13 protein-coding genes and 1 tRNA gene are annotated in these 10898 nt (G+C 68.1%); 11 read left to right on the forward strand and 3 right to left on the reverse strand.

Annotated elements, in window-relative coordinates; genetic code table 11:
• Positions 1–2178: 2178 nt before the first annotated feature.
• The 10 genes from ACN28G_RS29560 to ACN28G_RS29605 all read left to right on the forward strand — a co-directional run bounded on the left by ACN28G_RS29560 (position 2179) and on the right by ACN28G_RS29605 (position 9266).
• Positions 2179–3132 carry a hypothetical protein gene (locus tag ACN28G_RS29560; protein WP_421478050.1) on the forward strand — a complete coding sequence of 318 codons (954 nt, stop codon included), beginning with the start codon at positions 2179–2181 and terminating at the stop codon, positions 3130–3132.
• Positions 3129–3368: a hypothetical protein gene (locus ACN28G_RS29565; RefSeq protein WP_421478049.1), complete on the forward strand. Its 240-nt coding sequence runs from the start codon at positions 3129–3131 to the stop codon at positions 3366–3368. Before ACN28G_RS29560 ends, ACN28G_RS29565 begins: the two co-directional genes overlap by 4 nt.
• Before the next feature lie 77 nt (positions 3369–3445).
• On the forward strand, positions 3446–4063 hold the full coding sequence (locus tag ACN28G_RS29570) for a GOLPH3/VPS74 family protein (protein ID WP_421478048.1): 618 nt from the start codon (positions 3446–3448) through the stop codon (positions 4061–4063).
• Between the two features lie 56 nt (positions 4064–4119).
• Complete coding sequence (locus ACN28G_RS29575) at positions 4120–5613, forward strand: APC family permease (RefSeq protein WP_421478047.1); 1494 nt, start codon at positions 4120–4122, stop codon at positions 5611–5613.
• A gap of 12 nt (positions 5614–5625) precedes the next feature.
• The gene (locus ACN28G_RS29580; RefSeq protein ID WP_421478046.1) at positions 5626–6300 is read left to right on the forward strand and encodes a GNAT family N-acetyltransferase; all 675 of its coding nucleotides are present in this window, start codon (positions 5626–5628) and stop codon (positions 6298–6300) included.
• Positions 6297–6896, forward strand: coding sequence for a GNAT family N-acetyltransferase (locus ACN28G_RS29585; RefSeq protein ID WP_421478045.1), 600 nt, complete (start codon positions 6297–6299; stop codon positions 6894–6896). Before ACN28G_RS29580 ends, ACN28G_RS29585 begins: the two co-directional genes overlap by 4 nt.
• An 81-nt stretch (positions 6897–6977) precedes the next feature.
• Positions 6978–8075 carry a CPBP family intramembrane glutamic endopeptidase gene (locus tag ACN28G_RS29590; protein ID WP_421478044.1) on the forward strand — a complete coding sequence of 366 codons (1098 nt, stop codon included), beginning with the start codon at positions 6978–6980 and terminating at the stop codon, positions 8073–8075.
• Positions 8072–8251 carry a hypothetical protein gene (locus ACN28G_RS29595; protein ID WP_421478043.1) on the forward strand — a complete coding sequence of 60 codons (180 nt, stop codon included), beginning with the start codon at positions 8072–8074 and terminating at the stop codon, positions 8249–8251. The genes ACN28G_RS29590 and ACN28G_RS29595 overlap by 4 nt, the downstream gene beginning before the upstream one ends.
• Positions 8248–8892 (forward strand): RNA polymerase sigma factor, encoded by a 645-nt coding sequence (locus ACN28G_RS29600; protein WP_421478042.1) that lies wholly within the window; start codon positions 8248–8250, stop codon positions 8890–8892. The genes ACN28G_RS29595 and ACN28G_RS29600 overlap by 4 nt, the downstream gene beginning before the upstream one ends.
• A gap of 301 nt (positions 8893–9193) precedes the next feature.
• A tRNA-Arg gene (locus ACN28G_RS29605) sits at positions 9194–9266 on the forward strand.
• 146 nt (positions 9267–9412) lie between these two features.
• Here the strand turns inward: ACN28G_RS29605 and ACN28G_RS29610 are convergent.
• The 3 genes from ACN28G_RS29610 to ACN28G_RS29620 are packed head-to-tail and all read right to left on the reverse strand — an operon-like array spanning position 9413 to position 10168.
• Positions 9413–9661 carry a hypothetical protein gene (locus tag ACN28G_RS29610; protein WP_421478041.1) on the reverse strand — a complete coding sequence of 83 codons (249 nt, stop codon included), beginning with the start codon at positions 9659–9661 and terminating at the stop codon, positions 9413–9415.
• On the reverse strand, positions 9658–9900 hold the full coding sequence (locus ACN28G_RS29615) for a hypothetical protein (RefSeq protein WP_421478040.1): 243 nt from the start codon (positions 9898–9900) through the stop codon (positions 9658–9660). The genes ACN28G_RS29610 and ACN28G_RS29615 overlap by 4 nt, the downstream gene beginning before the upstream one ends.
• Positions 9893–10168, reverse strand: coding sequence for a hypothetical protein (locus ACN28G_RS29620; RefSeq protein ID WP_421478039.1), 276 nt, complete (start codon positions 10166–10168; stop codon positions 9893–9895). Before ACN28G_RS29620 ends, ACN28G_RS29615 begins: the two co-directional genes overlap by 8 nt.
• A 354-nt stretch (positions 10169–10522) precedes the next feature.
• Here ACN28G_RS29620 and ACN28G_RS29625 point away from each other — a divergent pair, with 354 nt between their 5' ends.
• Positions 10523–10858: a winged helix-turn-helix domain-containing protein gene (locus ACN28G_RS29625; protein WP_421481012.1), complete on the forward strand. Its 336-nt coding sequence runs from the start codon at positions 10523–10525 to the stop codon at positions 10856–10858.
• Positions 10859–10898 lie beyond the last annotated feature (40 nt).

Here is a 10898-nt window from a genome sequence, read left to right on the forward strand (position 1 = left end):
TGATCCAGACGTGATTCTCGATGGACTTCAGCCGGAGCTGTTAACTTCTGCTGTCAAATCCTTGATGGAGAGATGAGCGAGCGGAGTGATGCGACCTCATGCTGGCGTCTAGCTCTCGAACCGGACGCTCGGAATCCCATTGCACCAGATCCTGCCTCGCTCGTCGTGCGCGAGAGATACCACGAAGGTTGCCGACCTCCACCAACTGCCCGTAAGAATCAGCGAGCACTGCGCAGGATTCTTCGAGCTGCCCCGCGAGTGCATGTGCCCTGGACAGGTCCACCCGTGCAGCGAGCATGACGTTCGTGTTTTCATGATCGTTTGCCATCTCGACCAACGCGCCCTGAAGAACATGGACGGCCGTAGTCGGGGAACCGAGCAGGATGTGACAGGTTCCTTCGTACACGCGCAAGCGAGAAGAGTTCCAGTCGCTGTACAGTCCCGCGCGGTCCAGCACGGTAATCTCAGCCGCTGCCCGACCTGCGCGCTCCAGCGCTAGTTGAGTTTCCTTCGCCATGCGGAGAGAGGCGTAGGCTTGAGCCTGTTCCGCAGCGATCCTCGCTCGCGCTGCAGGACTAAGGTGATCGGATGCTGACTCAGCCTCGTGGAGCAGCCGGAGGCCAATCATGACATCTCCGTCCGCTTGGACCAGCGTGGCAGCACCCGAGCGGAGGTTGCTTTCGAAAATTCGGGCGGTAGCACTCAGTCTGGCATCTCCTAGTCGATCGGCCAACTGCCTCGCGTAGGTGCAGTGAGCAAGCGCCATACTGTGATTCCCTTGTGCGCTCCACAGCCGGCTGGCAACAATTGACGCTTCGCCAAGCATCGATCCTATATCAGCTCGCAAGGGATCCGAAAAAGCCTTTCTAAACAAAGTGGAGATGCTGTCTCGGTGAGCCTCCACCAGGCTCAGAAGAACGTCAGGTGCCACCGCTTGTCGCTGTTGAGCCAACATGTCAGTGACACGCGCGAAGCTGCTCCACTCGCCGTCGCCAAGTGTTGCGACTTTGTTCCCGCCGGTGGGAGATTCTAGAGATGGCATCTCCGGTGGGCGGTTGGTTGATGGAGCCCGAGGAAGCGAGTACTGTTTCCTGACAATCTGAGCTACTTTGCCCCGTTCCGATGGGCGGGGCTTCTGCAAGCCCAAATCATGATCGCTGGACACACCAGTGACTCGCCGCAAAGCTGCTCGGCGCTCGCTACTTGCCCAGCGGTGTTCCCCACGTTCCAGTTTCCCGATCCAGCGCGAATCCACGTAGAAACTACCGAGGTTGCGGTCTGGGTACAACTTGTCGAGCTCAGCGTTGACGGCGTCAGCCATCTCGGCGCGAGACATCAGGCGCCCTGCGTGATAGGGCGACTCAAGGCGGGCGCGAGCCTTGATGAGTAGTTCGTTGGGCTGCTGATTCGCCTCTGTCTCAGGATGACGGGCCACCGACCCTCCAATTATTTCATAATGCTGTGGGGCTCAGTTTCGACGGATTCTACATCAGGAGCTGTCGAACAAAACCATCTGCCACAGTCGCCTCCCGTGGCGAAACATCGGCGTTGATTGGCATTCCACACTTCCAAGTTCGGGTCCTGCGATGTGTACGTCGCTTCACGAATCGGTGGTATTGCCAACTGCTGGACCTGATGACCGAGATTCTGGACCCCCCGGGGATCGGTGGATTCGCTAGGACAGAGACGACGAACGGCGGTCTGGAGTAGTCCCGGCACGAGCGACGGGGCGTACTCCCTGATCGACCGGGTGCCGCGTTCGAGTCGGCGTAGTGGGCCTGGCGCTGTCCCATGCGAGCGGCGTCGTCGGTCCACCACCCGGCAGCTGAGCCGTCACCGGCGGCGGCCTTGATCGCCTGGCCGAGCCACCGGCGTCGGACAAGCGGGCTCGGGCCAGTCACCAGCCGCCTCCATCGGTTCACGATTCGCTGGTAGTTAACCGTAGGGAAGTCAGGTTCGGAATACCGACCTGCGGTCCGACCTGTTCAAAGTGGCACAGTCACCGACCTAAACGATTCCTTGGTCGGATCAAGATCCCAATAACGCGCCCGGATCAGGCAAGGCAGGTCGGACCGCAGGTCGGGATTCCCCAAGATCCGGCCTATGAGTGATTGTTTGGTGACCGAGCTGTGGGGCCATCTGCCTCATCGGCACCCCGACCACCTACTGGAGACGCCAATGCGTTTTGCCACTTACAACCTTCTCGACTGGACGTCGTATCCGGCGGGTGGGCGGGAGGCTGAGCGGCAGCGTCGGGTGGTCCAGACGATCCGGGCGATCGATCCGGATGTCATCGCGGTGCAGGAGGTGAAGGGTTCGCCGGGGCACGTCGGTGTGGTGGTAGCGGAGCTGGCCGCGCGGACCGGCCTGACCGCCACGGTCGGCAGCGTGGATGGTCGGGACGTGCCGGCGGTCGGCGTGGGTGACAACACGGTGCACGTGGCCCTGCTGTGGCGTGAGGGGCTCGTGCCGTTGCCGGAAACGTTCCGGACGTTCGGTCCGGCCGTCGACCACCGTCACGGCTGGCGGGGCGTCGGGTTCGGGTCCCTGGTCCGGTTGGCGTTCCAGGTCCAGGGTCGTCCGATCCTGTTCGCGTCGTATCACGCGCCGGCGTTCGGTCGGCATCGGCGGATCGATCAGGCGGAGATGGCCCTGGCCGCCGTCACCGGTCCGAGCCTCGCCGCCGTGGTGGGGTCCGACTTCAACTCGATCGGAGCGGCCCGGGTGGGTGGGGACTACTACGACCGTGACCCGTACACCGGTCAGCCGTGGTTTCCGGAGTTGGTGCACCAGTGTCGGGAGGTCACCCATCCGGGGACGAGTCACCGTGCGGACCGGCGGCCGGCGGAGGTGTGGGAAGCCGGCGGTCTACGCGACGTCGCCGCGGTGACGGGCGGTCCGTGGAAGGCGACAACAGGGCATTGGCCGTCGTCGCCGTTCGCGGTGCGGGGTGTGCGGCGGCGGATCGACACGATCCACGCCACCGCCTCACTGCTGCCGGCGGTGGGTGGTTTCCGGGTGGTGGATGACGAGGTGACCCGGTCGGCGTCTGATCACCTGCCGGTGGTGGTCGACATCGACCCCACCGCTCTGTCGTCCTCCGGTGAGGTCGGCGCTGTCGTCGGCCGGTGACCCGTCTGGATGAGGCGGCGGGTCCGGTGGATCGGTTCGACGCCGCCCGCCTGACGCTACAAGCGCACAGGAATACCGGCGGCTGCCTCCACTGCCGGCCCGAAGGCTGTGAGCAGCTGCGGTGGGCGGTCGAGGAACTGTCGCAGCATCCCGGCGGCCGGCCGTTGTTGGCCCAGGCGCGCATCCCGCTTTCCGGTACGCATCCGTGTTCGAGTGAGGAAGGTCGGTCGTGGTGACACGTCCTGAGGTCGGGCGGCATGATCCCCGCTATCTATCGTCGAGACGTACCCCAGCCTCGGCTGTGGGGCCGCCGATGTTGGCGGACGAGTTCTTCTTCGTCGCCCACGACGACTACGGGCATCAGCGGTTGTTCGGCTCCGCCCTCGGCTACGGCCTGGCCGCCGCGTTGCTGGCCGAGTTGCACCTGAATGGCCGGGTCACGTTCGCCGACGGCCGCGTGCGGGTCCGCGACGTCCATCCGCCGGCGGACCCCCTCCAACACCTGATCCTGGACCGGCTTGCAGCGGAGCCCGAGTGTCCGACCCGGACGTGGCTGGCCTACATCGCCGATACCGCCTACGCGCAGGTGGCGCGGCGCATGTGGCACGCCGGCCTCCTGGTCCCGCAGCAGGTGGGCCGTCTGTGGCGGCAGCGCACCGTCTATCGGCCCGTGGACATCAACGACGCCGCGTGGCCCGGGGCGCGTCTGTCACAGCGGATCCGCGGTCGTCGGACTCTCGGTGACTCCGACCGGGTCCTGGCCGGCCTGGTCCTGCACACCCAACTGGGCTCCAGCCTGCTCGACGGTGCGCCGTTGTCCGCCCGTCTGTATCTGCGGGAGGCCGTCGATGGGGTGCAGCCGCCGGTGCGTGAGTTGTTCGGTGACCTCGCCGCCGCTGTCGGCAACGCCGTCCTGTCCCACCGCACCTGAACCACCCCACGCTCCCCGCTCCTTATCTGCTCTTCTTCCGCGAAAGGTGATTCTGCATGTCTCGTTCTGTGCCTGGTGCGGTGTCGGTGACGTTGGCGCGTGGCCGTCTCGGCGTCGCGCATGTGGTGTTCTTCGTGATGGCCGCCGCCGCCCCGCTGACCGTCGTCGCCGGTGGTGCGACCACCGGCTACGCGGTCACGGGCGTGACCGGTATCCCGATCGCGTACCTTCTGGTCGCCGCCGTCCTCGGCCTGTTCGCCGTCGGCTACGTGGCGATGAGCAGGCACGTCGTGAACGCCGGCGCGTTCTACACCTACGTCCGTCACGGTCTCGGCCGCCCAGCCGGCGTCGCCGCAGCCGCCGTGGCGGTGGTGGCGTACAACGCGATGCAGATCGGCCTGTACGGCGGCTTCGGCGCCGTACTCGCCGACTTCCTCCACACCCGCTACGGCTGGAGCATCACCTGGTGGCTGTGCGCCCTGGCGGCGTGGGCGGTGGTGGCGGTCCTCGGGCTGCTGCGCATCGACCTCAACGGGCGGATCCTCGCGGTCATGCTGGTGGCTGAGTGCGCTGTGGTGGTGGTCTTCGACGCGGTCATGCTCAGCCGGCCCGCCTCCGGCGGTATCGGCCTGGGCACGCTGCACCCCGGGCTGGTGGTGAGTGCGGGTATCGGGGCGGCGTTGGTCACCGCGATCACCGGATTCGTCGGCTTCGAAGCCACCACCGTCTTCGCCGAAGAGACCCGCGACCCCCGACGCACCATCGCCCGAGCCACCTTCATCGCCGTCGCGTTGACCGGCGTGCTCTACGCCGGGTCGGCGTGGGCGATGTCGGTGGCCACCGGCCCCGAACACATCGTGCAAGCCGCCCGTGCCTCGGGCACGGAGCTGATCTTCGACCTGACCGGCCCGTATCTCCCGACCACCGTGATCACCCTCGCGCAGGTCCTGTTCGTCACCAGCCTCTTCGCCGCACTCCTCAGCTTCCACCACACCGTGGCCCGGTACCTGTTCGCCCTCGGCCGCGAACACGTCCTACCCGCCGTGCTGGGACGCACCAGCCGCCGCACCGGCGCCCCAAAGATCGGCTCGCTCCTGCAGAGCGCTGTCGCCGTGGCGGTGTTGGTGGGGTATGCGGTGGTGGGGGCGGATCCGATCGTGCACCTGTTCTTCTGGATCACCGTCACCGGCGGACTCGGCGTCCTCATCCTCATGACCGTCACCTCCGCCGCCGTGGTCGGCTTCTTCCACCACACCCCGCACGGCGAAGGACGCTGGCGCAGCACGGTCGCACCCGTGCTCGCCACCCTCGCCCTCACGGGCATTCTCGCTGCCACCCTGGTCGAGTTCGACACCCTCCTCGGCGTCGAAGCGAACTCCCCGCTGCGATGGATGTTCCCCACCGCCTACGCCGCCACCGCTCTACTCGGCGCCATGTGGGCGCTCATCCTGCGACGGGCCCACCCGGACGTGTACCAGGCGATCGGACTCGGCGCGCACACCGCGACCGTCGCCTGGCGCACCCCCACCACCGCACCCCACCACGTGTAAGGACCTGCCGAGATGACCATCCCTACCATCCCCACCGTCACGGTCCGCCCGGCGACACCCGCCGACACCGCCACCCTGATCCCGGTCCTGGCCGACGCGTTCTTCACCGGGCCGGTAGCCGACTGGCTCGTCCCCGACCCCGCCGAACGACGCCTCGTCTACCGCGCCTACTTCGCGGCCATGCTGCGCCACAGCCTGGAACACGGGACCGTGCACACCACCGACGACCAGACCGGGGTGGCGATCTGGTACCCCCGCCTCCACCCCCCGACCTCACCCAGCCCCGAGCACCTCGCAGCCCTGGAGCAGGCCACCGGCCGCTACGCGCCCGTGTTCGCCCTCCTCGACACACTCTTCGAAACCCACCACCCCGCCGCACCGCACCACCACCTCGCCTACCTCGCCGTCGCACCCGGCCGGCAGAACAGTGGGATCGGGGCCGCGCTGCTCACCGGCCACCACCGCCGCCTCGACGCCGAAGGGCTGCCCGCGTACCTGGAGGCCACGAACCTGCGCAACCAGGCCCTCTACCACCGGCTCGGCTACCGGGCCGGCACACCGATCCACATCCCGAGCGGGCCGACGATCTGGCGCATGTGGCGACCCGGCCCCACCTTCCCGCCCGGCTTCTTCGACACGGCCCCGACAGCGGTGGGTGCCGTTCCGGCCGAAGGTGCGGCGCAGTGACCGGACAGCTGGACCAGAAGGCGTGGACGGCACGGCCGGACGACGTCCCGACCATCACCATGCTCCTCGCCGCCGTGGCCATGTTCGACCCGGTCACCGAGTGGCTGCTACCGGACCTGCGGCAACGCCGCAACGTGCTGCAACGGCTGATCGCCGTCCAGGTCGACCACGCCGTCGAACGCGGCGACGTCACCATCCTCGGCCACATGACCGCCATCGCCGTCTGGCACCCGTACCCGGAAACCAGGCCGTGGGCCGCGCCGACCCGCCACGACCTCGGAGCTGCCGCCGGCCGCGCCGCCGTCCGTTTCCAGCAGCTCCTGCAAGCCCTGGACAGCTACCGGCCGACGACCGCACACGACTGGCTGTCCTGGCTGTGGGTCCGCCCCAGCCACCGCAGCCGGGGTCTCGGCCGGCACCTCCTCGACCACCGCCACCACGCCGACCACCGCGCTCTGCCGGTCGACACGGTCGTCACCACCACCGGCGCCCGCGACACCCTCACCGCCTACGGCTACCACCCCCACACACCCCTGCACCTACCCAGCGGCCCCCGACTCTGGCCACTACACCGCGACCCCCCTCCCGTGACCTGACCACGCCTGCCCACGTCCACCCGGGTCGCCCGCGAACGACGCGACCTGGTCTATCCACCTGCGAGAAAAGGGTTCTCTCCGTTGCACAACCAACCCCCACCCCTGCCGACGCCACCCACCACCGCGCCCGACCCGGCCGGGCCGTCCGGTCTGCCGACTCCGATCGGCCTGCCCGCCGCGGGCATGGCGGACGAGCCGGTGGCGTTCCACCGGATGTCCCGGGAGTTAACGCCCCGATGGTGGCGCACGGTGGCCGCCGTGCTGGTGGTGTTCCTCGGGGTCCTGGCCAGCCTGATGACCGCCGCCGTCGCCCTGAACTTCCAGCCCCGACTGCCGCTGCTGGGCGACTACACCCTCATGGCGTACACCATCGCCGGAGTGGCCGTCGCACTACCGATCGCCATGCTCACCGTCAAGACCATCGAACGGCGGCCCGCCGGCAGCGTCCTGAGCATCGCCGGCCGCATCCGCCGCCGCTGGCTGGCGGTCTGCCTTGCCGTCGCGGCGCCGACAGTCCTGACCGGCATGATCTCCGGCTTCGTGATCGAGGTGCTGACCCACACCAGTGACGTCGAACCCGCCCCGACGCAGCCGTCCGGGTGGCCGGGGTTCGGCCCGTACCTCACCACCGTGACGATCGTGGCCGTGTTCCTGATCGGGCAGGTCACCGCCGAGGAGTACATCAGCCGCGGCGTCATCCTCCAGAGCGTCGGCCGGTTCTTCCGTTCTCCGTGGCCGGCCATCGGCGGGCAGGCGGTCGTCTTCGCCGCCCTGCACGGGCCCGGCACCGTCTGGGGTGTCCTGCTGGTCCTGACCATGGGCGTCGCACTCGGCTGGCTCGCCGTCGTCACCGGCGGCATCGAAGCCGGTATCGCGTTTCACCTGGCCGTCAATTTTCCGCTTCTGTTGCTGACGGCCGCGATGCCGCGCCTGGCCGATCCGACCGCCAACGCCGCCGGCGTCGGCTGGCAGACCGCCGCCACCCAAGGACTCACCGTCGCCGTCTACGCCACGATCGTGGGCCTCCTCGCCACCAAGACCCCCCTCCTGCGCCTACTCGCACCCCGCACAAAGGCAGTAACCGCCCACCAGCAAGCGTCAGCCGCCGCAGCCCACCACCACGACGCGCAGCGGCACCCATCCGACCAGCCACAGACCCCGGCCCGGAGCACGCCATGAAGGACCTACTCGCCCTGATCGGCGTACTCATCCTGGCCCTCGCACTGGCCAAAGGCAGCCTGTCGAACACCCTCTGGATCCTGCTACGCCTACGCCTGGCACGCCCCCTCACCACCCTCATCCTGCTCGTGATCATCATCCTCGCGACCAACTACGCCCACCGGACGACCCCATGACCACACCCCCCGGAAACCCCCGCCAAGAGGAACACGACGACCGTCCGCCGGAATGGGACCTCGTACGCCGCGCCCAACACGGCGACCGCGACGCCTTCGGCCAGATCTACCAACACCACCACAGCCACGTCCTCGGCCACGTCACCACCCGCGTCGGCAGCCACCAACGACACCTGGCCGAAGACATCACCGCCGAGACGTTCCTACGGGCCTGGAAAAACCTTCACCAGTACACCCAACCCCGCCGACCGATCATCGCCTGGCTACACACCATTGCCCACCGCCTCGTCCTCGACCACGCCAGAGCCCGCCGCACCCGACCGGAGCACCCCGCCGGCCTTACCGACGACTACCACGCCACAGAACCCCAGGACACCACCAGCGCCGAATCAGCCGTCATCCGCAAGTACGAACTCCAACAAGCCCTCACCGCATACCAACACCTCGACACCCGACACCGCACCTGCCTTCACCTCCGCCACTGGCGAGGCCTCACCGTCCCCCAGACCACCATGGCCCTCCACACCACCATCGCCACCGTCCGACACCTCGAAGCAACCGCCACCGCCGCCCTCGCCCAATACCGCACGGCAGACATCCCCCTACCGCACTGGCACCCCGGCCACCACCAGCGACGGTGAACCACACCCGAAGCGGCGGCGGCGAGCCCGACTTGGCGCGGCATCCGACCGACAAAACCGGCCACTTCGATCTTGGCTGATGTGTGCGACGTGTGCTCTTCAGCGGAAGCCACCCCCGGACAACCCCGGCCAGCCCGGGTCAACCCCGGCCAAGATCAGGGTCGAAATCCGGGGTTGATGTGATCCGAGGCGCTCCGACCTGGCCAAATACCGGCCGGAACCAGCCCGGACAGCCCGGGTCAACGCGGGTCACTCCCTGCCACCCGGGGTAAACCCGCAGGTCGCTAGACTGGCCACTCGCGCCCCCGTAGCTCAGGGGATAGAGCATCGGTTTCCTAAACCGTGTGTCGCAGGTTCGAATCCTGCCGGGGGCACCTCGAAGATCAGCGAAGAACTCCTTGACCTGCGGATATGCTCGAACCCCATCGTGGCGCCGTGACGAGGCGGGCACTCGGCTACGACCGACGATACGGCGTACCCGGCAAGCAGGCCCTTGTGCAGAGGCACGACCGTCCGGCGCTCACTGCGGGCGCAGCCACGACCAGGACGACGCACGGTTGATCCGTTCCGGCCGGGTCGCCCCCGGCCACCGGCGCGGTAGCCGCCCGTACCGGCCGAAGACCCGCAACGCCGCCCGCCGCTGCGGGCACGGGCCGACCTCGGCGCAGCCGGAGCAGCGCCCGTCGGCGCTCGACGGCGTGTGCCGGTCCAACCGCGCCTGTGCCGCGCGCAACTGCTGTGCGACGGTCGCCGACAGGTACGTGGTCACCGCTCCGCCACCCCGGCCGGCAGCAGCGCGGCGCGTACCAGGATCTGGGTCTGCGGCCCACGGCGGCCGGTGGCGTCGAGCTTGAAGCCCTCGACCCAGACCCACTCGTCGCACTCCGGCCGGTTGCTCACCAGCCGCACCCCGGTCACCCACACCGTCACCGGCCCGTCCGCCGGCCGGAACCGGTCGTCCGCCGCGATCCGCAGCACCGCTCCGAGCTGTACGCGCACGTCAAACACGCCGGTTCACCGTCCCCCGTGAGACATCGGGTCGCCGGGTCCGGCTACCCATGGCAAGCAGCTCGACGTGCAGGCCGGCGAGCTGAACGAAGACCTCCCGCCGCCCGGTGGCCTCACCGGTGGCCCGGTCGATCACATAACCCGTCAACCACACCCAGCCGTGGTACGTCGGCTTGTCGCACACCGACATCACCCGCAGCCACAACCCCCGGTCCCCGCCGAACTGCACCGACGCCCGCCGGCCGAGGAACACCAGGTCCCCGGGCATCGGCGGCAGCACCGTTACCGGCTTCGGCCGGGGCGGCACCGAGGTGGGCGGGCCATTCCGGGGATGTCGTTCGGGTCGAGATCCCACGCCAGCACCCACCCCGGGCCAGCCTCAACACGCACCGGGCACGATGGCCTGGGCGGTGCCCCCGGGTGGGATCGAGGATGATCTGGAGACGTTCGGAACTTCCGCAGGGCCACGCATCACGCTCTCCCACCAGCCAGGCATTAGAACTAGCTCTATGTGACCCGATCGACCATGGTGCTGTCAATAGAACTAGCTCTAATGTTGAACGGGTGGGCACACTTGCTGGGTAGAGATACCTCGACACAGCGCACCGGCCAGGAGGAGCCAATGGGTATCGGGTACCGGGATCTCGCCGCGCTCCTGCGCGAGGCCATCCAACGCGGCGACTACCCCGAGGGCAGCACCCTGCCCAAGCAGGACGAGATCGCCACCGAACACGGCGTCAACATCAACACCGTCCGCCAGGCCGTCCGGGTCCTCGAAGCCGAAGGACTCGTCACGCCCGTCCGCAGACGCGGCACCGTCGTCCGGCCACGGGTCGCCATGAGACGACTCGGCATCGACCGCTACGCCAAGAGCAAGTGGAAGTCAGGACTCGTCGCCTTCGCCGCCGACCGCGAGGCAACCGGCCGTCTGTCAACGGCCAATCGGATTTCCCCGTAGGTGGCCAGTAGTTTTCCCCGCTGGCGGCCTTGGTTTCTCC

Source organism: Micromonospora sp. WMMA1923 (assembly GCF_049179195.1).
GTDB lineage: Bacteria > Actinomycetota > Actinomycetes > Mycobacteriales > Micromonosporaceae > Micromonospora > Micromonospora yangpuensis.